Annotated in this window: 19 protein-coding genes; 10 read left to right on the top strand and 9 right to left on the bottom strand. The window is 42.8% G+C overall.

Features of this window, described 5'->3' with window-relative positions:
- The first annotated feature begins 225 nt into the window (after positions 1–225).
- Positions 226–1455: an IS4 family transposase gene (locus AC1RM2_RS06670; RefSeq protein ID WP_492983485.1), complete on the top strand. Its 1230-nt coding sequence runs from the start codon at positions 226–228 to the stop codon at positions 1453–1455.
- A gap of 120 nt (positions 1456–1575) precedes the next feature.
- On the opposite strand, the gene AC1RM2_RS06665 is transcribed toward AC1RM2_RS06670, so the two are convergent.
- Both AC1RM2_RS06665 and AC1RM2_RS06660 read right to left on the bottom strand, forming a co-directional pair.
- The gene (locus AC1RM2_RS06665) at positions 1576–3981 is read right to left on the bottom strand and encodes a glycoside hydrolase family 31 protein (protein WP_492984218.1); all 2406 of its coding nucleotides are present in this window, start codon (positions 3979–3981) and stop codon (positions 1576–1578) included.
- Positions 3982–4217: 236 nt separating this feature from the next.
- Positions 4218–4832 (bottom strand): class I SAM-dependent methyltransferase, encoded by a 615-nt coding sequence (locus AC1RM2_RS06660; protein WP_492984217.1) that lies wholly within the window; start codon positions 4830–4832, stop codon positions 4218–4220.
- 42 nt (positions 4833–4874) lie between these two features.
- Here AC1RM2_RS06660 and AC1RM2_RS06655 point away from each other — a divergent pair, with 42 nt between their 5' ends.
- A complete protein-coding gene (locus AC1RM2_RS06655; RefSeq protein ID WP_492984216.1) occupies positions 4875–5234 on the top strand; it encodes an MmcQ/YjbR family DNA-binding protein in 360 nt (119 codons plus the stop codon).
- Positions 5235–5318: 84 nt separating this feature from the next.
- Entirely contained in the window at positions 5319–7397 is a 2079-nt protein-coding gene (locus AC1RM2_RS06650) for a TonB-dependent receptor (RefSeq protein ID WP_492984215.1), read from the top strand.
- A gap of 174 nt (positions 7398–7571) precedes the next feature.
- Here AC1RM2_RS06650 and rodA read toward each other — a convergent pair whose 3' ends face one another.
- From rodA to purH, 6 genes are all read right to left on the bottom strand, one after another.
- Positions 7572–8846 (bottom strand): rod shape-determining protein RodA, encoded by a 1275-nt coding sequence (rodA, locus tag AC1RM2_RS06645; RefSeq protein ID WP_439698935.1) that lies wholly within the window; start codon positions 8844–8846, stop codon positions 7572–7574.
- Between the two features lies 1 nt (position 8847).
- Positions 8848–10860 (bottom strand): penicillin-binding protein 2, encoded by a 2013-nt coding sequence (mrdA, locus tag AC1RM2_RS06640; protein ID WP_492984214.1) that lies wholly within the window; start codon positions 10858–10860, stop codon positions 8848–8850.
- Positions 10857–11375, bottom strand: a complete 519-nt coding sequence (locus tag AC1RM2_RS06635) for a rod shape-determining protein MreD (RefSeq protein ID WP_492984213.1) — start codon at positions 11373–11375, stop codon at positions 10857–10859. The genes mrdA and AC1RM2_RS06635 overlap by 4 nt, the downstream gene beginning before the upstream one ends.
- Positions 11375–12199 carry a rod shape-determining protein MreC gene (gene mreC / locus AC1RM2_RS06630; protein WP_492984212.1) on the bottom strand — a complete coding sequence of 275 codons (825 nt, stop codon included), beginning with the start codon at positions 12197–12199 and terminating at the stop codon, positions 11375–11377. The genes AC1RM2_RS06635 and mreC overlap by 1 nt, the downstream gene beginning before the upstream one ends.
- A gap of 102 nt (positions 12200–12301) precedes the next feature.
- Positions 12302–13324: a rod shape-determining protein gene (locus AC1RM2_RS06625; protein ID WP_090651245.1), complete on the bottom strand. Its 1023-nt coding sequence runs from the start codon at positions 13322–13324 to the stop codon at positions 12302–12304.
- A gap of 385 nt (positions 13325–13709) precedes the next feature.
- Complete coding sequence (gene purH / locus AC1RM2_RS06620) at positions 13710–15239, bottom strand: bifunctional phosphoribosylaminoimidazolecarboxamide formyltransferase/IMP cyclohydrolase (protein WP_274212072.1); 1530 nt, start codon at positions 15237–15239, stop codon at positions 13710–13712.
- Between the two features lie 260 nt (positions 15240–15499).
- On the opposite strand from purH, the gene AC1RM2_RS06615 reads away from it, so the two are divergent.
- The 7 genes from AC1RM2_RS06615 to AC1RM2_RS06585 all read left to right on the top strand — a co-directional run bounded on the left by AC1RM2_RS06615 (position 15500) and on the right by AC1RM2_RS06585 (position 21891).
- Positions 15500–15844 carry a hypothetical protein gene (locus tag AC1RM2_RS06615; RefSeq protein ID WP_492984211.1) on the top strand — a complete coding sequence of 115 codons (345 nt, stop codon included), beginning with the start codon at positions 15500–15502 and terminating at the stop codon, positions 15842–15844.
- Positions 15845–16035: 191 nt separating this feature from the next.
- Positions 16036–16434 carry a hypothetical protein gene (locus AC1RM2_RS06610; protein WP_492984210.1) on the top strand — a complete coding sequence of 133 codons (399 nt, stop codon included), beginning with the start codon at positions 16036–16038 and terminating at the stop codon, positions 16432–16434.
- Between the two features lie 80 nt (positions 16435–16514).
- Positions 16515–17258: a 3-oxoacyl-[acyl-carrier-protein] reductase gene (fabG, locus tag AC1RM2_RS06605; protein ID WP_492984209.1), complete on the top strand. Its 744-nt coding sequence runs from the start codon at positions 16515–16517 to the stop codon at positions 17256–17258.
- 231 nt (positions 17259–17489) lie between these two features.
- Entirely contained in the window at positions 17490–17933 is a 444-nt protein-coding gene (locus AC1RM2_RS06600) for an energy transducer TonB (protein ID WP_492984208.1), read from the top strand.
- 77 nt (positions 17934–18010) lie between these two features.
- Positions 18011–20101, top strand: a complete 2091-nt coding sequence (locus AC1RM2_RS06595) for a hypothetical protein (RefSeq protein WP_492984207.1) — start codon at positions 18011–18013, stop codon at positions 20099–20101.
- Positions 20102–20203: 102 nt separating this feature from the next.
- Positions 20204–20635: an endonuclease domain-containing protein gene (locus tag AC1RM2_RS06590; protein ID WP_492984206.1), complete on the top strand. Its 432-nt coding sequence runs from the start codon at positions 20204–20206 to the stop codon at positions 20633–20635.
- Positions 20636–20736: 101 nt separating this feature from the next.
- Positions 20737–21891, top strand: a complete 1155-nt coding sequence (locus tag AC1RM2_RS06585; protein ID WP_492984205.1) for an acyltransferase family protein — start codon at positions 20737–20739, stop codon at positions 21889–21891.
- 93 nt (positions 21892–21984) lie between these two features.
- Here AC1RM2_RS06585 and AC1RM2_RS06580 read toward each other — a convergent pair whose 3' ends face one another.
- The gene (locus AC1RM2_RS06580) at positions 21985–22308 is read right to left on the bottom strand and encodes an FtsB family cell division protein (RefSeq protein WP_492984204.1); all 324 of its coding nucleotides are present in this window, start codon (positions 22306–22308) and stop codon (positions 21985–21987) included.
- Positions 22309–22421 lie beyond the last annotated feature (113 nt).

Here is a 22421-nt window from a genome sequence, read left to right as displayed (position 1 = left end):
ACCAGCCTGCATTTTACCGCAGGCTGGTATATTTTTCCGAAAGATAGTAATTAACAGATAATAATTAAGTTACAAATGATTCTCCGTTAATTATCCAAATGTTTTCTGTCTTAACTCTTGATTCTTAACTCACTGTTGTCCGGTAAACATATTAAAGAAAAAGAAACAGGGGCATGATGCCCCTGTAAAGTTTAACTTTGAATTACCACACCCAAAGTTTGAACGATGCCCAAAAGTACATTTTTTACCGGACAGCCGATATTTAATCAGCTACTTTCTTATATACCACGCACAAAGGTTGAGCAGTTAACACGTAAGCACAATTCTGATCATTATTGTAAGAAGTTTAAAGCATATGATCACTTGGTAACTATGCTTTTTTGCTGTTTTCACCATTGTACATCGCTTCGCGAACTGATAACCGGCATCCAGGTAAACGCTCATCGGTTAAACCACCTCGGAATGGTGCATACTCCCCGCAGAAGCACGCTGGCAGATGCGAATGAACGCCGTTCTGCTGATTTCTTCGAAGACCTGTACCATGAATTGTTCAAACATCATTTTGGTGTTTTACCGGACAGCCTGTCTAAGACTAAACTGTCTAACAAGCTATTTATAGTCGATTCAACAACAATAACGTTATTTTCCGAGATTTTTAAGGCTTGCGGAAATGCCAATGCCAATGGAAAAAAGAAAGGAGGCGTTAAAGCCCATGTTTTGATCAGGGCTAAGGATAACGTTCCTTGTTTTATTAACATTACCAGTGCCTCGACCAACGACAAAACGGTAATGCCCAAACTGGAATTGCCCAAAGGCTCGATCCTGGTTATGGATAAAGGCTATAACAGCTATATGCCCATGGCTGAATGGACGAAAAAAGGCATTAGTTGGGTAACCCGCTTAAATAAAAGAGCAAGATGGGAATGTGCAGAAGAGAAACAAGTGAGTGAAAAGATGGCTGCCCATGGTGTGCGCAGCGATAAAATCATATTGTTAGGTAACCCCGAAAAAGCTCATAAAGTGCCGTTGCAGGAAGCCCGGTTGGTTACTTATTATGATGAAGAAACAGGCAAGGAATTCGAGTTCCTTACTAATAATACGGAACTCAGTGCCTTAACAATAGCAGGTATATACAAACGAAGATGGCAAATTGAAATTCTATTTAAGCGCATTAAGCAAAACTTTCAGCTTACTAATTTCCTGGGAGACAATCAAAATGCTATTAAAATACAACTATGGTGCACTTTAATAGCAGATCTGCTGGTTAAAACAGTAAAAGACAAAGTTGATAAGCTAAAGAACAACAAATGGTCATTTGCAAATGTTGCCGGTCTTATAAGGCAACATCTGGGAACCTATATCAACCTGTTTGAATTTCTCGTAAATCCAGAAAAAGCCATTGTCGAATATAACAAAGAAGTAAAAAACTACCAGCTATCACTTTTTAAAACCTGATTGGGGGGCTTTGATTTCAAATTATACTTAAAATACCCCTCTATTAATCCCAAACCGCATTTTTATTTCATTTATTATTTTTACCGGACAACAGTGATTCTTAACTCTTGATTCTTTTTTTTACAAGTTAACTACCATCGCTTTACCACTGTATTTAACCACTTTATCGGCTTTGGCTGTAACCTCCACATCCGAGCCGTGTGCGCCCTTAACCAGCACAATATTAAAGGTGCGGTTTTTTAACATGCCCTTAAAATGGCCTTTGGTATCTGATATAGTCAGTTTATGGGTTTTATCATTCCAGTTAAAGCTGATGGTGGCAAAAGCTCCTTTTTCGTAGTTGTAATTTTCGTTTTCGTCTTCGTACAGCTTAAAGGTACCGTCTGCGCCGGGGTATATCCTTAACTCGATATTGCTGGCGGGCTTTTCGGTAGCGTACTCCATGTGCGGGCCCATTGGGATAATAGAACCGGCTTTTACATAAAGCGGCAATATCTCGATAGGGGCGGCAGCACTTACGGTTTGGCCACCGTCAAGTACTTCACCATTCCAAAAGTTGTACCATTTGGTTGCTGCGGGCAGGTAAACCTGGCGTGCTTTAGCCTTTTTATCAGCATTTGATGATGTATACAATTGCTCGGTAACCGGGTTAACCATAAAGGCAGGGCCAAACATAAACTGGTCTGGTATATTGTAAACTTTATCATCGTTCCTGAAATCGAAGGCAAGTGAGCGCATCATGGTATAGTTATCCAGGGTGGTGCGGCCGGCTAACGAGTAGATATAAGGCAACAAACGATAACGCAATTTATCAAAGTTCAGCAGAATGGCTTTAGTATTGTCGTCCCAGTTGTTGCTGAACAAAGCACGTTCGCCTTTACCGTGAATCCTGAAAATGGGGCTGAAAGCGCCAAACTGGAACCAGCGGGTAAACAGCTCGCGTTTATCCGGCTGCGACCAGTCGGCCGCTTTCCAATGCCAATGGTAACCACCAATATCAGATGTCCAGTAGGCAAGCCCCGATGCGCAGGCATTAATTCCCTGTGGAACCTGGTTTTTGAAATCTTTAAAAGTACACTCAATATCGCCCGACCATAATGTAGACGCGTTGCGCTGCTCACCGGCAAAAGACTGCCTTACCAAAAAGAAAGCGCGTTTGTTTGGAATATCCCTGCGCCAGCCTTCATAAACGCCTTTGGTATGTTGTAACGAGTAGGTGTTAAAATAGTCAATCCCCTTGCCTATGCTGAAATTGCTTTGACGGCGGGCATCCTGCAAAGCGCCGTTATCAGGCTCGCACTGGTCAATCCACCAGGCATCAAAACCGTAGCGTTTTACCAGGCTATCGCGTGCCTGGTCCCAATACAATTCGCGGGCTTTAGGGTTGTGGGCATCGTAATAAGTATCAAAAGTGTGGGTAACCACGTTATCCCAGGTAATATCGGTTAAGCCGCCCATTTTTTCTAATGCATCATAGTTGGGGGTGCCTTTACCAAATACAGGCCATATCGAAATCATGGCATGGATGTTTGCTTTGTGCAATTCATCAACCATTTGTTTTGGGTGGGGGTAACGCTCGGGCTTCATCACGTGCGAGCCAATTGGCAATGGATCCCAGTAGTACCAGTCCTGTACAATTACGTCAACCGGGATGTGGTTATCGCGGTATTTATCTTTAACAGTCAATATTTCCTTTTCGCTCATGTACCTATCCTGCGATTGGAAAAGCCCGTAAGCCCATTTACCAAACATTGGCGCACGGCCGGTTGCAATACGATACGAATCGATAATATGGTCAAAGGAAGGGCCGTAGAAGAAGAAGTAATCAACCTGTTTACCGCTTTCGGATACGTATTTAAATTTGGTATTATCGGCCTCGGCTCCATAAAAGTTTGATGCCGAATAGTTGTCCCAAAGCAAGCCATAGCCTTTGGTTGATAACAAAACAGGGATAGCACCGGTAAGGTATTTGATAAGCAATTCCTGGTTGCGGCCTTTATAGTTGATAGATAAAGAATCTAATGGGTGGCAGCCCAAACCGTAAAGCGCTTCGTTTACCGGTGAGGTAAACTGTGTGCTTACATTATAGGTACTGATGCCGGCTATAGTTGCAGGTTTTATCGTTTTGTTTTCGCTGTCTTCGGCAGTAATTACATTGCCTTTTAAATCGGTATAAGTAATGGCGTTGGTGCCCTTATTTACTATTACCTTCATTTTTGCCGTGGTGATGACTACCTCGGTTTTGGTTGCCGTTACCTGGTAGGCAGTAGGGGTTTTCCAGCTGTTAACCACCACCAGCGAAGGCTTGGTTTCGAAGGCATCAAAAATGGTATATTTTACTTCGATAATGTCGGCACTGCGCACAAGCACCTTCATCAGGCCCTTATCTAAAGAAAAGGTAACGCCATCGGGACCTTTTTTAAAGGATTTAACGGTGGCGTTTGCAGTAAGTGTGGCCATAGCGCCTGCCAGCAAGATAAACAACGCAATCGATTGTTTTATTTTTGCATTTAAGGTGGGTAACATTTTAAACATATTGAACAGCAATAAATTAGTTTATAATAAGTGTAAGAATAACACCTGTTTTGAAAACGTGAATATAGATACTTTTTTTAATTGAAGAAAAAATATTTGCAGTGTGGCTGAGACACACCCGACAGGCATAATCCCGTGCTGTTCAAAGCCGATGTTTGTTGATAGCTAAAACATTTTAGCATTTGTGATAGTGGCGATGAGGTTTTAACCCCATCGAATGAGCAGGCTCAACACTTCTGCAAACACCACGTAGTCATGCATCGTAGGTTTTGCACGTTAGTCGTTTTTATCGGCTCGTAAAGCGTACCGTTTAGCTCAAAGCTATAGCGCAGCAGGATTTGTTCATCTACCAGGAAACGTTCAGAACCGTCGGGGAGCAGGAAGCGGTTGTTGTTATCAACAGGTTTTACCAGGTTTTCAATCCCGATATCCGATGCCAGCCGGGCAAAAAAGTAGCCGCCGGGTTTAAGCACCCGCCAAAGCGAGTGTACCATGTTGTCGAAATGTTCGATGCTTTTTGCAAAATGTAAAACCGCGCTGCAAATCACCAGGTCGAAAGTGTTATCCGGATAAGGCAGATCTTCAACACCCGATACTGCAAAGTTTGACAGGGGGTTAGCCGGCGCTAACGTGGTGGATAATTGCTTAACCGCATCAACAGCCGCCTCGCTTTGATCAACCCCGTAAACTTCAAACCCGTTTTGTAAAAAGTAAGCCAGGTTTCGGCCACCACCACAACCGGCATCAAGCACTGTTTTACAGTCATCAAACCGGCCTTTCAATAATTGATCGAACAGGTAAATATCAATATTGCCAAATGTTTGCTGTAGCTGATTTTGCATTGCGAAAATTAAGAATAATATGAAAATTACTTAACTTTAATTATGGCTACAGATATGTCAATCTTCATGCACTTTCTGCGCAGCATACTGCTCCCTTTGCCAGGTGTTACCGAGGGAATGCATTTTGAATATCCGGCCTTTTATGTAAATAAAAAGATTTTTACCAACGTAAAACCGGCGCAGGAACTGCTTGCGGTGTATACCATTGAGCGTGAAAAATGGATGGCGCGCGATCCGCATACCTTCTTTATTACCGATCATTACATCAATTATAAATACATGGTGGTGCGCCTTGAAACAGTATCGCCTGATGATCTTAAAACCCTGTTGATAACCGCCTATCGTGCACGGGCGACAAAAAAACTGGTAAAGGAATATGAAGCAATGATATCAGCAGGGTAAATACACCTCTTCGCTCAAATTGTTACCAAAACGGAACGCACATTTAGCGTTAAAACAACTACTTTTGCCTACCTATTTGACTATATGATAAAATTGTACCTGAGCTGCTTTCTCGTCCTCGCTACAGCTATAAATGTTGCCGCCCAAACCCAAAGAACAGGAATCAACGATACAACTCACCTTAAAACCGCAATTGTGCGTGGCTACCTGAGCGAACAACCTGTGTTAAGTGTACCGGCTTCGGTAAGTGTATTGGGTGCCGCACAACTAAAATTACAGCCCGATAATTCATTTGTTACGGCATTAAATACCGTTCCGGGTATCCGGGCCGAGGAGCGTTCGCCGGGGAGCTACCGTTTATCCATCCGCGGGAGTTTGTTGCGGTCACCGTTTGGCGTGAGGGACGTAAAAATTTACTTTGATGAGATCCCCTTAACGGATGCCGGGGGCAATACTTACCTGAATACTATAGATATAGGCAGTATTGGTGGCATCGAAATACTAAAAGGCCCCGATGGCAGTTTGTTCGGCGCCAACTCCGGCGGGGTAGTTTTGCTAAGTTCTGTTAACCGATACAACGATAGTAGTTATTTAACAGCGGGTGTTAATACCGGCGGCCATGGCTTATTTCATGAAAAGGTTACCCTTCAGCAGCGTTCAAGAGCAAATCTGTTTAATATCAGCCAAAGTTTTCAAACCTATCATGGTTACAGGCTGCATAGCGATATGCACCGTAGTTATATTCAACTGGCCGATAAATGGAATTATAGCGGTAAAAATGAGTTAAAAGTGCTCGGTTTATACTCCAACCTGGCTTACCAAACCCCGGGCGGTTTAAATCTGGCGCAGTTTACAGCCAACCCAACACTGGCGCGGCAGCCAACCGCGACTTTACCAGGAGCTATACAACAGCATATTGGCATCACCACCAAAATGTATTTAGGCGGATTGACCAACGAATACCGTTTAAGCGACAGGATCAGGAACGTGCTGTCTGTTTTTGGAAGCCATGTTGATTTTGCCAACCCATTTATTACCAATTATGAGCAGCGCAGCGAGAATACTTATGGGTTACGTACTTATTTTGAACTGGCCGGTAATCACCAGAAAAACCTGGATTGGAAGGCCGACCTGGGGATAGAGTGGCAGCAAACCAATTCGCAGATCAGCAATTACGGCAATAAAAAGGGGGTAAAGGATACCACCCAAACCAGCGATAACATTCATACCAATCAGCATTTTATCTTCGGACGCTATTCGGCAGATCTGTTTAAACGCCTGCACGCGGAAGCCGCGCTAAGCCTGAATTGGTACGATTATGATTTTAAAAATATTTACCCGCTTAACCAAAGCGCTTTTACCAACCGTAATTTTACACCGCAGCTAATGCCAAGGCTGGCCTTAAGCTACCAGCTTACCAATAATTTCATCTGGCGGGCATCCGTAAGCCGCGGCTACTCTACACCAACCACTGCCGAGGTGCGGCCTACCGATAATATTGTAAATACCAGCCTGCAAGCGCAAACCGGCTGGAACTACGAAACCGGCTTCCGCCTGCGTAACCAGGACGAAACTTTACTGCTCGACGCATCTGTATTTTATTACCGCATCAGCAATGCCATAGTACGCCGTTTAAATGCCAACGAAACAGAACACTACATCAATGCCGGCGGTACCAATCAGCCGGGTTTTGAGTTGTCGTTTACAGATTGGATCATCCGCCAGAATACTACCCATTTTATCCGTGGCCTGCAGTTTAATGAATCATATACTTACAGCGGGTTTACTTTTCGCGATTACACGGTTACCAGCACCAGCTATTCGGGCAACAGGCTAACGGGGGTGCCCAGGCATGTGTTTGTATCCAGCCTGCAGCTCAAATTCCCGGCAGATCTTTCGTTGTTTGCACAGCATAACTACACCTCAAAAATCCCCCTCAACGATGCCAATACAGTATATGCCGGGCATTATAACCTGTTACAAGGCAGGGTTAGCTGGCAACCAACAATCGGGCATAAAACACGGTTGGAGATTTTTGCTGCCGCGGATAACATCCTGAACCAAAAATACAGCCTTGGGAATGATTTAAATGCAGTAGGGAACAGGTATTATAATGCTTCGCCTTTAAGGAGTTATAATGTGGGGGTTAATGTGAGGTTGTAGTTGATTTCGGATTTCGGATGTTCGATTTCGGATTTTGCTTTTTTTCCGCCGCTTGTATCCTCACAAGCGGCTATTTTGCTTTGTCGGTATCTGGATTAAACCGATTTATCAGATTAGCAGAATTTGACAGTAAGTTGGCTATTAAATCCCAAATCGAAAATCGGAAATCCGAAATCAAATAATCCCCATCCTGTTGGAATCGAACTTAATAAGTACGAAAAGGAGGATGGTAAAACTTAATAAGGATGAGCCGCCGTAACTTATAAATGGTAGCGGAATACCGATAACGGGTACTATCCCTATCGTCATACCAATATTGATCACTACGTGAAAAAAGAGCACAGATGCTACTCCATAACCATAGATACGCGAAAATGGAGATCGCTGTCGCTCGGCGATAAAGATAACCCGGAGAATGAGGAAAATATAAAGGCCTAATAATACAAGCGAGCCTGCAAAGCCCCATTCCTCGCCTATGGTGCAAAAAATAAAATCGGTACTTTGTTCGGGCACAAACGAGTATTTGGTTTGGGTGCCATGCAAATAACCCTTACCCCACATTTTTCCCGATCCTATGGCAATTTTTGATTGGTTTACATTATACCCTTTGCCCCTTAAATCGGTAGTGATGCCCAAAATGATGTTGATGCGGTCTGTTTGGTGGGGTTTTAAAACATTGGTGTAAATGAATTTTACGCTAAATACAAAGGTGATGGAGATAGCAAGCCCTATCAGCATCGTACTGATAAGTTTGCGGTTACGCCTGAATAAAAAGATAACCAGGGCGGTAAATGCCACCAACGCAATGATGATATGCAAAGGATTAAACAGCAGGGCCACTACAAAAAGCGTAATCAGCAAACCGGTTACGATGAGAAAGTAGGGTGATAAACCTTCCCGGTAGAGTACGAAGATAAGCGAACAAAATACCAGTGTTGAGCCTGTATCCGGCTGCAGCATAATCAATATCATAGGCAAGCCAATGATGGCTCCCGCCGCCATAAATGATTTTGGATCGGTAACGCGGATATTCGGCCCGCTCAGGTACCGGGCCAATAACAGGCATGTAGCAAACTTGGCAAACTCCGACGGCTGTAGCCTGAATCCACCACCAAGGTTTATCCAGGCCTGGTTACCGCCAACGTTGCGGCCAACAACCAATACAACTATTAACAAAAGCACTGTTACAACATAAAAAGCCGGAGACAAGGCGCTAAAAAAGCGACTTTCTAACAGCAGGATGATCATGCCAATTACCACAGCCACAATGATGTATATGAATTGCTTGCCATAATTGGTGGCTCCATCTATTATGCTTGGATGCCTTTCATCAAAAACGGCGGCATGAATGTTGAACCAGCCTATGGTGCACAGGATAAGGTATAGGAACACCGTAACCCAATCAACATTAAAAAAGAAGCTGCGCTGATTATTATTGTTGTTGTTCATGCTATTTGCCAGTCCCCCTGCCTGCTAATAAACTGCCCCAGCTATTTGGTTTGTTATTGTTTGCCGTTTTTAAGCGCGCTGCCTTTTTTATGGAGTCGGCCTTGAATTTTTTTATGGAATCGGCTTTTACCGCGCGGATACTATCGCGCATGCGTTCTTTCTTCAAATCCATGGCGTAAAGGGTCAAATCGGGCATGCGGTTAGCATTGGCAAAATAATCAACCGTAATGCCCGATTCGCGTGGTGTTATCTTACCCCTTAAATATTTTTCGACAATAAAGCTGGCAATAGGAGCGGCCCAATGCGCGCCCTCGCCCGAGTTTTCAACTACTACGGCTATAGCTATTTTGGGGTTATCGCGCGGGGCAAAAGCCACAAAAACCGAGTTGTCTTCGCCCCGTGGGTTTTGCGCTGTACCTGTTTTACCGCACATGATAATGCCTGGTATCTTTGACCTGCGGGCCGTACCATCTTCCACCACGGCCTGCATTCCGTTAATAACCGGTTCAAAATACTGAGAATCGATACCCACATAGTTTCTTTTGGTATACTCGGCCTTAATTACATTTTCGGTACCAATGGCTTTAATGAGGTGTGGTTTGTAAAAAAAACCATGATTGGCAATGGTACACTCCAGGTTGGCCATTTGTAATGGGGTAGCCAATAGCTCACCCTGGCCTATGGCTAAGGAAATGATGGTGCTGGCACGCCATCCACCTTTTTTATAAACATTGTCGTAATGTAAGGGTGTTGGTACGTTTCCGCGACTTTCGGCGGGCATATCCAGGTCCAGCCGGGCGCCTAAACCAAATTTCATCACGTTGGCCCTCCATTTTGTAAATTCGGCTTCGGTATATTTTGCGCCGCTGCGTTCCAATATCCGTTGAAACACCATCGAAAAATAACCATTGCAGGATTCGGCTACGGCCCTGCCCATGTTAACCGAACCGTGAGCTTCGCCATTGTTACATGGTACCAGCCGGTTGCCAGCCCTGTAATGCCCGGTACAATAGTATGTTTCTGAAGGGGAGATGATGTTTTCCTGCAAAGCTATCAAAGCACTTAAGGGCTTAAATGATGAGCCTGGCGGATACTGCGCCTGTATGGGCCTGATGAAAAACGGCTTATACGGATTGTTGTACATTTTAGCAGCGTTGTTACCGCGCTCGCGCCCAACCATCAGGTTAGGGTCGTAACTCGGGCTGCTTACATAAGCCAGTATCTCGCCGCTTGATGGTTCAATGGCTACAATACTACCCAGCTTATTTTGCATCAGTTGTTCGCCCAGTTTTTGTAGTTCGATATCTAACGAAGAGGTAAGCCGCTCGCCGGTGCGGGCCACTGTATCAAAAGCGCCATTGGCGAAAGATCCTTTTTGTGCCCCGCGCGAATCAACCATCATGTTTTTAACACCGCGCTGCCCGCGTAAAACATTTTCGTAAGCTTTCTCCACACCGGTTATACCAATATAATCGCCCAGCCGGTAATAGCCGTTTGAACGTTTGATATCGCGGTCCTGTGCCTCACCAATATAGCCTAAAAATTGAGCTGCAACCGAATCGGGATAAGTACGTACTGTACGGGGTAATGCATAAAAGCCGGTAAAGTCATTTATTTTTTCCTGTATCGAAGCAAAGCGTTCGGCCGAAATTTGTTTTTCAAAAGGGGATTCTTTATTAGGCGAGTATTTGATGGCTTTTATCCAGCGCTTGTTAAAGCCGTCCTTATCAATGCCCAACAGATTACAGAATGCAACGGTATCAAAAGGTTTTACATCTTTGGGCGTTACCATGATATCGTAAATAGGCACGTTTTGTACCAATATTTTACCATTTCTGTCTAAAATGGGGCCGCGGGCCGGATATTGGATAAAAGGGCGGATAACGTTTTTGGTAGCGTAAATGGCGTAACGGTCGTCAACTATCTGGATATAGTAAAGCCTGGCCAGCAGCGTTAAAATTATAGCAACAAAAATACCGGTGATGACGTAGCGACGCTCGAAAAAATTATTCATTTCCGTTCTTTCCTTTTGAAAAATAGCAGGCCCGAAACAAGTATCAAAAATACCGTAAATATTGAACTTAGAACAACACGGCTTAGTGTGTATTGTATTTCAGTAAACCGGAATACTTCCAGGGTTAGCAGGAAAAAATGATGGGCAAAAGTAAGTATCACCGCATAAGTGAAAAACCACCTAAACCCCATAATGCTCAGGGTTGGTTCAGGCTCGTTGTCAAACCCTTCTTTTTGCACGGTTATATTGATGAAAAGGATGCGAACAAGTGCCAGCACAACGCAGGCCGCAGCATGCAGGCCGGGAGTATCGTAAAAGGCATCTACTGTAAGGCCTAACAGGAATGATAATACAAACAGCAGCGCATTCGGTGTCTCAAACGGAAGCAGCAATATAAACAGGATATAAAAGTAAGGGGTAGACAGGTTGTAAAAAGTGATGTTTTTAAGCAGGAATGCCTGCATAAACACCAATAACAAAAAGCGGATTACATTGATGATAATAGTGCGGCCCATTATTTAATTGCTGCGGCCTCCAGTCCGGCTTGTTCCTGTGCGTATTTGTTAACTACCACGTATATGTATTGCAGTTTGGTAAAATCAACCGAAAGGCCAACCTCTATATTAAGCAGCAAGCCGCCTTCTTTGGCATGCAGGTTGGTTACCTTACCAAAAGGGATCCCGGTTGGGAAAAGCGAATAACCCGAACTTACTACCATTTCGCCCATGGTGGGTTTGGCGTCATTTTGCAGGCTTAGCAAGCCCTTACGCGGATTAAGATCGTTTCCCCATGTAAATGAGCCTACAGATTTATCTTTTACCAGCATAGCGCTAAACTGGCTTTTTGAATGTAGTAATGATTTAACAATAGCATAGTGGTCTGTTACGTCGGCTATCATGCCCACCACACCGGCGCCGCAAATTACACCCATATCTTTGGTTATGCCATCCCTGCTGCCCTTGTTTATGGTAATGTAATTATTGGATTGATTGGTTGAATTATTGATAACACGGGCCACCAGGTATGTGTACTGTTGTTTGTAAACAGTATCAACAACTTTATGCTTTTCGGTAGTATCAACATAAAATGATGTTTTAAGCATTCCCCGTAACCTTGCGTTTTCACGTGCAAGGCTGTCGTTTACATCCTTTAAAGATAAATATCCCTTAAACTCGCTTACCTGCCCGTATAAACTGCCGGTAACCTGGTTTTGCGAACTGATAAAAGTAGCTTTTTGAAAAGAGTTGTATTTAATGTAGATAAGCAACGCGCTCACCTCAAAGATAAGGAATAAAAAAAACGCGTTATACTTAATGATAAACATCGAGAGGTTACGCATCGGGGAGATAGATTTGAGATTTGAGATTTGAGATATGAGATATGAGATAAAAAACACTGAAGGCAATGTCTCACATCTCACATCTAATATCTCACATCTAATTTACTGCATTAAAAATTTAAAATTACCTATGTTTTTAAGAGCGGTTCCTGTGCCACGTACTACGGCGCGTAGGGGGTCTTCGGCTACGTGAACGGGCAGTTTGGTTTTGGCTGCCACACGTTTATCAAGGCCGCGCAATAAGGCGCCACCACCTGTTAGGTAAATACCAGTCTGGTAAATATCTGCCGAAAGCTCGGGCGGGGTAATTTCCAGCGCTTTTAATATCGCTTCTTCTATTTTGGAGATAGATTTATCAAGGCAATGTGCAATCTCGGTATACGATACCATGATCTGTTTTGGCACGCCGGTCATCAAATCACGACCTTGTACTGCAAAATCAGCCGGTGGATCTGCCAGTTCGGGCAGTGCTGCGCCAACTTCAATTTTAATTTTCTCGGCAGTACGGTCGCCAATCATGATGTTGTGCTGGCGGCGGATGTATTGAACAATGTCCGAGTCGAAGTTATCACCCGCTACGCGGATGGACTGATCGCAAACGATACCCGATAAAGCGATAACGGCAATTTCGGTAGTACCACCGCCAATATCGATGATCATGTTGCCCATAGGCTCTTCCACATCAATACCAATACCTACCGCAGCAGCCATTGGCTCATGAATTAAGTAAACCTCTTTGGCGCCTGCAATCTCGGCCGAGTCGCGCACCGCGCGTTTCTCAACCTCGGTAATACCCGATGGGATACAGATAACCATACGTAACGATGGAAAGAACCATCCTTTACCCTGGTTTATCATTTTGATCATACCGCGTATCATGTGTTCGGCAGCGTTAAAGTCGGCAATTACACCATCTTTAAGCGGGCGAACGGTACGGATATTATCATGTGTTTTACCCTCCATTTGCATGGCCTGGCGCCCAATGGCAATAACCTTGTTGGTAGTCCTGTCGAACGCCACGATGGACGGTTCGTCAACAACAACTTTATCATTATGTATAATGAGGGTATTGGCAGTACCCAAATCAATAGCAATTTCCTGTGTAAAAAAGTTAAATAAACCCATCTAATGTTTCCCTTGAAATAATCTGCAAAGTTAATAATATACAACACTAATTTTCACGAATATGTCAGGTTGGTTACGAATTTCACGAATTAAAACTGACAAGTAGTAATAACTCTTTTTTTTTGAAAATCGTGCCTTCGCAAGATTTTTAATAATGTCATTGCGAGGAACGAAGCAATCGCGAACTATGCATATCCGCTTTGCATGCGTGCGATTGCTTCGTTCCTCGCAATGACAAAAAAATGAGTTTTTCCCGATGCAAATTACTCTTAATTAATGCAATTAAGCCTAAATAAATTCGTAAAGTTCGATTTTATTTAGGCACTCTATGTTCAGCTAAAATTTGTGTAATTCGACTCAATTCGTGTAATTCGTGTTTATCAAATTAATGCTTAAAATGACGCACTCCTGTAGTTACCATCGAGATGTTTTTTTCATCGCACATAGCTACAGATAGTTTATCGTTTATTGATCCGCCTGGTTGTAGTACCGCGGTAACACCGGCTTCGGCAGCCAGTTCCACACAATCAGGGAACGGGAAAAACGCGTCGGACGCCATCACTGCACCATTCAGATCGAAGCCGAAGCTGTTGGCTTTGATAACCGCCTGCTTCAATGAATCAACCCTTGAGGTTTGCCCAACGCCACTTGACATCAGCTGGCCGTTTTTGGCAAATATGATGGTGTTTGATTTGGTATGTTTTACCACTTTATTGGCAAAAAACAAATCTTTCAATTCCTGCTCTGTTGGTTTGCGGTTGGTAACCGGGGTCATTTGTGCCGGGCCTTCAATAACTGCGTCTTTATCCTGCTCAATAACACCGTTCAGCAAGGTTTTAAACTGCTTAACAGGTAATTCAACCGGTTGGCGAACTAAGATAATACGGTTCTTTTTAGCCTGCAATATTTTAACTGCTTCGTCTGTATAGGCAGGCGCAATCAGCACTTCGTAAAATATCTTGTCAATTTCGGTAGCGGTAGCGGCGTCTATCTCATCGTTAGCGATAATTACACCGCCAAAGGCCGAAACCGGGTCGCAAGCCAATGCATCAATCCAGGCTTCTTTAATGAACGAGCGGGAAGCAATACCGCAGGCATTGGTATGTTTTAATATGGCGATGGTTGGCTCGCCGGTAAACTCGTCAATTAACGCAACAGCGGCGTCAACATCTACCAGGTTGTTGTATGAAAGCTCTTTACCGTTCAGTTTGTTAAACATGGCATCCAGGTTACCATAAAATGTACCTTTCTGGTGCGGGTTTTCGCCGTAACGTAAGGTTTGGCTGGTTAGGATGCTTTGCTTAAACACCGGCAGCGGCTCTTCCTGGTTAAAATACTGGAAAATGTGGGTGTCGTAGTTCGAGGTAATGTTGAATGCTTTTTGCGCAAATGATTTACGCTGATCAATAGTGGTTACGCCATCCTGTGTTTTCAGGATGTCTTCCAGTATGCCGTAGTCGTCTTTTGAAGCAACGATGGTTACATCTTTAAAGTTTTTTGCACCGGCACGGATCAGGGAAATACCACCGATATCAATTTTTTCGATCACATCTTCGGCACCTGCGCCAGATTGTACAGTTTCTTCAAACGGATAAAGATCTACAATAACCAAATCCAACTCAGGGATTTCGTATTCGGCCAGTTGTTTCTCGTCGCTATCAAAGCTGCGGCGGGCCAAAATGCCGCCAAACACCTTAGGATGCAGGGTTTTAACACGGCCACCTAATATAGACGGGTACGAGGTAAGATCCTCAACAGGTATCACATTCACCCCTAAATTGCGGATAAAAGTTTCGGTACCACCGGTTGAATATATATTAACACCAAGGCGATTTAACTCAAGAATGATAGGCTCTAAATTGTCTTTGTAGTAAACAGAAATTAAAGCGTTTTTTATTTGAACAGACTGGCTCATTTACAGTGATTTTTTGAGCCGCAAAGGTAGTGATATTTAGTTAATTGATTTATTTTTTTGTAAACGAAAAGTTTGCAGTTCATGGATCATGGTTAATAGGTCATAGTAACTTAGTTTGGGGCGAAAATAAATTGGTTAGATCATCTAAAGTAGTTGCAACCGCTAAACACCACAACAGGTTAAAGTGATTAATTAGGAAGGTTAACAGGAGATTTAAACGACTTATTCATACATTTATCCATCAGAAGTTTAAGCCAACAATGACGATTAATAAAGCCAAAACGCTAATTACATCTATTGATAATAATTTAGATGGGCGAATGAAATATACTTATGATTTAATTAAAGCGGATAGCTTTAGAATGAAGATGCAGGATTGCGTTAGTGGAACAATACGCTATCTGAGTTTTGAACTTAAAATGGCTCCGGGTAAATTCATCAATGTAGAATTTGCCTGCGATGGATTCAGTTTCAATTTTCCACTGAAAAAGAATGTTAGTGCGATGATTTTTAACCTAAATGATTTCAGGTTGTTATTAACATACGGGATAAAGGTTAACGAAAACTCATCGAATCCTGAATTAGATTTAGATGTAGAGTTTTGAGCTTTTCAGGAAACATTAACCATGCCGACTTGCTGTTTTTCCAACTTTAGTACTTATTAATTTCATCGACCGAAATAGTACATAAATGAAATCGGGAACTGCGAAATCTATGAAAATCAGCAAAGTTCTAAAGTTTTATATTATTCACAAATGAGTTAAGTTTGATGGGTAAACTAATGGGCTAATAAAAAATGAAAAAGCGTTGTTTGATAATATTTATCACTCTTTTGCCAGTTATTTTATCATTAAAATCGATAGCGCAAACCAAAAGCCCGTTATATGGTAAATGGAAGTTTTCAGCATACAATGTTGATCCTGGCGATGGCAGCGGAAAATGGCAAAAAACAGCAGATAGTATAAAACGATTTGTGCTGTTTTTTAAAAATGGACGAATAAAAGGCAATTATTTTGGCGGGGCCAAAACATATAAAATTGAAAAACACAAAAGATTTTCTATCACCTCATTTAATCACAAAGTACAAACTTATACTTACGAGGTTAAGCAGGATACTTTGCAAATAAGTCCGATCTACCCTTATTTCTGTTTTGAGGGTTGTGCATATCAATTTACAAAGCTAAAGGCAAACTGAATACTGCAACTGCCGACCAAACTCTGTTTTTCCAACTTTCGTACTTATTAACTAACTTCACCGCCCGAAATAGTACATAAATGAAATTATTAGAAGGAAAAACCGCACTTATCACCGGTGCATCAAAAGGAATAGGCCGTAAAATAGCCGAAAAATTTGCCGAGCACGGCGCTAATGTAGCTTTTACTTACCTGTCGTCTGTTGAAAAAGGACAGGCTTTAGAGCAGGAATTGCAAAGCGCTGGCACACAGGTTAAAGGCTATCGCTCCGATGCCTCAAAATACGACGAAGCCGAAAAATTGATAGCTGATATTATTGCCGATTTTGGCACCCTTCATATTGTGGTTAACAACGCCGGTATCACCAAAGATGGTTTACTGATGCGCATGACAGAAGAAGCCTGGGACGAAGTAATGAACGTTAACCTGAAATCTATCTTCAACGTAACCAAAGCGGCATCAAAGATCATGATGAAAAACCGTAACGGTGTGTTCATTAACATGAGCTCGGTTGTAGGTGTGCAGGGTAACGCCGGGCAGGGTAACTATGCCGCTTCAAAAGCAGGTATCATTGGTTTCTCCAAATCAATGGCTAAAGAATTAGGCTCGCGTAATATCCGCACCAACGTAGTGGCTCCTGGTTTTATCAAAACAGAAATGACCGAAGTGTTAGACCCCAAAGTTGTTGAAGGTTGGGCGGCAGCAATCCCGCTTAAACGCGCCGGCGCAACCGAAGATGTAGCCAATGCCTGCGTTTTCCTGGCATCAGATATGGCAACCTATATTACCGGGCAGGTTATTCCGGTTGATGGGGGGATGCTATAATTGTAAGTCAAAATTCAAAAGTAAAAAATAAAAAAGCTTTTGCGTTGGAACCAAACGATGGGAGACTTACGCAGTTTTTAAAACTTCGTAAGTCTGAGATTCGACGATAGCAAAGGGATTATTTACAACTCATAATTTAATAAGGCAGGCATTTAGCTTGCCTTATTTGTTTTTATGCCACCCTCATACAATTTGGCGATAAAAAGTAGTTAACTTTAAATATCGCCAACCATGCTTAAAACCGTGAAGATATTCCTGCTTACTTTACTCACATGTTTTGCTTTTGCAAGCAGCCATGCTCAAAGTAAAAAGGTGGTGGCGCATAAGAAGGTAGTTTCAATACCACAACGACACATCTACGAGTCTGTAGAGGAAATGCCAATGCCGAAGGGTGGAGTAGAAAAGCTTGTCGGTACTATTGCCAGGAACCTGCATTATCCCGATAGCTGTGAATTACCCGGCGGAAGGATAATTATTGCCTTTGTTGTCGAGGCCGACGGAACAATTGATAACGAAACCGTTGTAAGAGATCCCTGCGGTAACGATCATTTACTTTCGAACAGACTGTTTGATATAGTCAAAAAAATAAAGTGGACACCTGGCAAGATGAATGGCAAATTTGTAGCTACAAGATATCATCTCCCGATATGCTTCATGCCAAGCTATGATGATTAATTTATCTCAATTCAGCTTAAATTTTCTGATATTGCACCATAACGTAAAACGTACAACGTAATACGTATCACTTAAATATGCTATTTCTATTTTCACTTACATGGGGTTCGGTTTCGGGATGGTGGGTGCCTGCCTGTTTGCTGTTGGGGATAGTATATGCCTGGCTGCTTTACCGGCAACCGGTAAATCTTGGTAAATATTTCAGGTATGGGCTGTCGGTTATCCGCGCGGTGGTGGTATTTTTTATCGCGATGCTGCTGGTATCTCCATTGGTAAAATCTATCAAATACGATCCTCAGAAACCGTTGGTATTGATAGCACAGGATAATTCATCATCCGTAAATACTTTTAAAGCCCCTGGTTTTAGTGCCGGTAAACTGGTAACTGATCTTGCCAAACTTAAGGAACAGCTGGGCGATAAATACGATGTGCAGGAGTTTAATTTTGATAAAGACCTGAACAATGGCCTATCCAATAAATTCAACGGTAGGCAAACCGATTTAGCAAATGCACTGCACCAGCTAAACAACAAATTTGTTAACCAAAACATTGGCGCGCTGGTTTTAGCTACCGATGGCCTGTACAACCAGGGTAACGATCCGCAATACGAGGCCAAAAACATCAGGACGAGTATTTATACCGTTGCCCTTGGTGATACGGTAGCCAAACGCGACTTATTGATTGGCAATGTAAACTATAATAAAACCGCTTTTTTAGGTAACGATTTTGAGGTAGAGATTTTAACCGCCGCCTACCAAAGCAAAGGCGAAAATATCCATTTAGCAGTTGCCGAAGATGGGAGACAGGTTTTTTCGCAAACTATCCCCGTAACCGGTGCCGATTTTAAAAAGCTTGTGCCTGTTAAGTTAACAGCCGATAAAAAAGGTGTACGCAAATTCACCATCAACATAGCTCCGGTTAAAAACGAACTATCAACCTCAAATAATACCGAAGTTATTTATGTAGATGTACTGGATGCCCGCCAAAAGGTATTGGTGCTTTATCAAAGTGCGCACCCTGATATCACGGTCATTAAACAAGCCATCGAAACAAATAAAAATTACGAGGTAAAAACAGCACTGCTGGCCGACATGACCGGCATTAAATTGCCCGATTACAGCCTTATCGTATTATATCAAATTAGTGCAGGTAGCCTTGCACCTGTTAAAAAATTCATTGCCCAAAGCAAAACCCCGGTTTGGTATATTTTAGGTTCGCAAAGTGACCTGCAGGCATTTAATGCCGAGCAAAGTGTAGTAAAAATTAGCGCCGGCCGTAGCGAGACGCAGGAAGTTTATGCCTTGCCCGAAGCTGGTTTTGCCGCTTTTACCCTGTCTGATTCGTCGCGTAAAAAGATCAGCAATTTGCCGCCATTGCTGGCCCCGTTTGGTAGCTACGGAACAGCAGCAGGCACCTCCATTTTATTAAAGCAAAAAATTGGCGCTATTGGCACAAGCTACCCCTTACTGGCTTTTGGTGATGAGGGGGGCCACCGCACGGCTGTTTTAACCGGCGAAGGCATCTGGCGCTGGCAGCTATCCGAGTTTCAAAACTTCGGCAACCGCAGTGCTACAGATGAGTTGTTGAGCCAAACAGTACAGTATTTAACGGCCAACACCAACCGCCAGCGCTTCCGCGTTTACCCGGCCCGCAACGTGTTTGACGAGGGCGAAAACGTAATCCTGAACGCCGAGTTATACAATGATGCGCTTGAATTGATTAACACCCCAGATGTAAAAATCGACCTGAAAAGCAGCACAGGCAAAAACTACAGCTTCCTTTTCAGTCGTAGCGGCCCAAGTTACCAATTAGATGCCGGAGCCTTACCTGTTGGCGAGTACGGCTATACTGCATCAACCCAAAACGGAAAAAGCCAGTTTAAAGCAGCCGGTCAGCTTACCGTTAAAGCCCTAAACCTGGAAACCCGCCAAAGCGCAGCCAATCACCAATTGTTAAAAGCACTTGCCCAACAAAGCGGCGGGCAAATGCTGGGACCTGACCAGATCAGCCAGCTTGCAGAGATGATCCGCAAGAACGACAATATCAAAACCGTAGTGTATGAAGATAAACACTATAGTGACATCATTGATGTAAAATGGTTGTTTGTGCTGATAGTGATTTTGTTGAGCAGTGAGTGGTTTTTGAGAAAACGCGAAGGGGAAATATAGAATCAAGAATTAAGAGGGTACAAAATGCGGAGCCAAAAGCAGGGGGCTGTGCGATTCCCTCCCAACGGGAGGGTGCAGGGAGGGGTTTATTAAAGCGACAAAATGGCGAATAGAAAGATCATTCCATACAACCCGGCGCTAAAAGCCTTAGCTCGCAAACTACGCAAAACCATGACCGATGGCGAATTGCTGCTTTGGAATGAATTGAAACGTGATAAACTACTAAGATTTGACTTTGACAGGCAGCGTTTTATAGACGAGTATATTGTTGATTTTTACTGCCGCGATTTAATGTTAGCTATTGAAGTTGATGGAATGTCGCATAACAACGAGGAAGCGTTTGTCAAAGACCAAATACGTCAGCAAAAATTAGAGAATTTCGGGATAAAGTTTTTGAGATTTACTGAGGCTGAAATGAAGAATAATATGTTTAATGTGCTCAGGACAATAGAGACAACGATAATAGAGATAATAAAAAATGATAGTACTATTAAATTACCGAAGGGTTTTGATCTGGAGTTACTTAGTACATAGTGCTTTATTAATATGAAGTAACCCCTCCCTGCACCCTCCCGTTGGGAGGGAATCGCGCAGGCCCACAGTTTTTAAGTATTATCAAACACAAAACCCCACTAATGTCATCTCCCGAAACTGTTCCGTTAAATATATCAGATAAGCACAAACTGTTAGGCTTAGATCACTTGCGGGCCTTGGCTATTACCTATGTTTTATTGTTCCATTACCAGATTTTTGCGCACCCGGATTGGGTGAACAAAGCGGGCAGTTTCGGGTGGACAGGGGTCGACCTGTTTTTTGTTTTGAGTGGTTTTTTGATAGCAGGACAGCTTTTTAGTACTGTTGCAAAAGGGAACGCCATTTCAATGCGGGAGTTTTTTGCCAAACGCTTTTTCAGGATTATTCCGCCTTACTTGTTAATACTGGGCTTGTACGCAGCTTTCCCGGTTTTACGCGAGCGGGAACAAATGGCGCCGCTTTGGAAATACCTCAGTTTTACATTTAATTTCGGGTTAGATTATCGTTACACTGGCACGTTTACCCACTCCTGGTCGTTATGTGTGGAAGAACAGTTTTACCTGGTGCTGCCACTAATGTTCTGGGTGTTTGGCTATTTTAAGGGCGGGCAGAAAGCCATATACCTGCTTGTCGTTTTATTTTTGGCAGGTTTTGCAATCCGTTATTTCAACTGGCACCACTTTGTTGAACCAGTATCAACGTCCGATCATTTCGGAGCTTTTTTTAATAAATACATCTACTATTCAACCATAAACCGGCTGGATGGCTTGCTGGTTGGAGTAAGTATTGCCGGTGCTTATACATTTTATCCAACTGTTAAATCAGCAGTAAATAAATATGCTAACCTGGTTATGTTAGGAGGGGTATTGGTTTTGATAGCGGCTTATTTTGTTTGTACTCCACAGGCTGCCTTTAGTACCGCCATTTGGGGGTACCCTTTAATTGCTTTAGGATATGGGCTGATAGTGGCGGCCATAGTTTGCCCGGGAAATTTTTTGTATCATGTCAAATCTAAAGTAACATCACAAATTGCAACCCTTTCATACGGAATATATCTTAGCCATAAATTGATCATACACGCCACCCAGGCCCTTTTGGGGAAGGCAGGGGTTGATATAAATGGCAACCTGATGATGTTGTGTTGCTTTTGTGCTTGTGTTGTTGGTGCTTTGTTGTTGAGATACTCGGTTGAAAAGCCATCGATGAGGTTAAGGGATAGGGTGTTGCAGGGGTGGAAGCAAGGGGTAGACAGCTAAATTGCATTAACATTGGCAAAAAAAATAGCGATGAACAAATTCACCGCTATTAAATATCTAATATCTTGAGGCTAAATCTCTTGCCTCTATTTCTTATTTCTCTGTTTTCTCCGGAACGATCAGGTAAACGTCCTCGTTATCTTTTTTCATGAGATATTTTTCGCGGGCGAATTTTTCTAATTGCTGCGGGTTGGATGTAAGCTCGTTAAGCTCTTTGGTAACCTGGTCTGTTTGGGCTTTATAAAAATCGCGTTCTTTTTTAAGCTTGTTTACCTGGGTGCGGTATTCGTATTGCGAAAACAGGTCATTTTTATCGAAAAAAATCATCCATACTACAAATGCGAGCGTAACCAAAAAGAATTTATTCTTAAAAAGGTTAATGAGGCGTTTCATCGATATGGGTTCTTTGAATTTCATTTAAAGCTATTTAATTTTTTTTTCCGAAGCAAATATGCTTATTAACTTATTAACATGGAAATTGGTGAGTGGTTGATTAGGTGCGCAGTTGGTTTTAACCATTCGCCCAATCA

Source organism: Mucilaginibacter sp. GW822-FHT03E02 (assembly GCF_058801545.1).
This window is presented reverse-complemented; position numbering and strand designations above follow the sequence as displayed.

Excerpts from the sequence above, each read along its gene's own strand:
- AC1RM2_RS06670 (WP_492983485.1), top strand. The coding sequence starts at position 226 with ATGCCCAAAAGTACATTTTTTACCGGACAGCCGATATTTAATCAGCTA.
- AC1RM2_RS06665 (WP_492984218.1), bottom strand. The coding sequence starts at position 3,981 with ATGTTACCCACCTTAAATGCAAAAATAAAACAATCGATTGCGTTGTTT.
- AC1RM2_RS06660 (WP_492984217.1), bottom strand. The coding sequence starts at position 4,832 with ATGCAAAATCAGCTACAGCAAACATTTGGCAATATTGATATTTACCTG.
- AC1RM2_RS06655 (WP_492984216.1), top strand. The coding sequence starts at position 4,875 with ATGGCTACAGATATGTCAATCTTCATGCACTTTCTGCGCAGCATACTG.
- AC1RM2_RS06650 (WP_492984215.1), top strand. The coding sequence starts at position 5,319 with ATGATAAAATTGTACCTGAGCTGCTTTCTCGTCCTCGCTACAGCTATA.
- rodA (WP_439698935.1), bottom strand. The coding sequence starts at position 8,846 with ATGAACAACAACAATAATAATCAGCGCAGCTTCTTTTTTAATGTTGAT.
- mrdA (WP_492984214.1), bottom strand. The coding sequence starts at position 10,860 with ATGAATAATTTTTTCGAGCGTCGCTACGTCATCACCGGTATTTTTGTT.
- AC1RM2_RS06635 (WP_492984213.1), bottom strand. The coding sequence starts at position 11,375 with ATGGGCCGCACTATTATCATCAATGTAATCCGCTTTTTGTTATTGGTG.
- mreC (WP_492984212.1), bottom strand. The coding sequence starts at position 12,199 with ATGCGTAACCTCTCGATGTTTATCATTAAGTATAACGCGTTTTTTTTA.
- AC1RM2_RS06625 (WP_090651245.1), bottom strand. The coding sequence starts at position 13,324 with ATGGGTTTATTTAACTTTTTTACACAGGAAATTGCTATTGATTTGGGT.
- purH (WP_274212072.1), bottom strand. The coding sequence starts at position 15,239 with ATGAGCCAGTCTGTTCAAATAAAAAACGCTTTAATTTCTGTTTACTAC.
- AC1RM2_RS06615 (WP_492984211.1), top strand. The coding sequence starts at position 15,500 with ATGACGATTAATAAAGCCAAAACGCTAATTACATCTATTGATAATAAT.
- AC1RM2_RS06610 (WP_492984210.1), top strand. The coding sequence starts at position 16,036 with ATGAAAAAGCGTTGTTTGATAATATTTATCACTCTTTTGCCAGTTATT.
- fabG (WP_492984209.1), top strand. The coding sequence starts at position 16,515 with ATGAAATTATTAGAAGGAAAAACCGCACTTATCACCGGTGCATCAAAA.
- AC1RM2_RS06600 (WP_492984208.1), top strand. The coding sequence starts at position 17,490 with ATGCTTAAAACCGTGAAGATATTCCTGCTTACTTTACTCACATGTTTT.
- AC1RM2_RS06595 (WP_492984207.1), top strand. The coding sequence starts at position 18,011 with ATGCTATTTCTATTTTCACTTACATGGGGTTCGGTTTCGGGATGGTGG.
- AC1RM2_RS06590 (WP_492984206.1), top strand. The coding sequence starts at position 20,204 with ATGGCGAATAGAAAGATCATTCCATACAACCCGGCGCTAAAAGCCTTA.
- AC1RM2_RS06585 (WP_492984205.1), top strand. The coding sequence starts at position 20,737 with ATGTCATCTCCCGAAACTGTTCCGTTAAATATATCAGATAAGCACAAA.
- AC1RM2_RS06580 (WP_492984204.1), bottom strand. The coding sequence starts at position 22,308 with ATGAAATTCAAAGAACCCATATCGATGAAACGCCTCATTAACCTTTTT.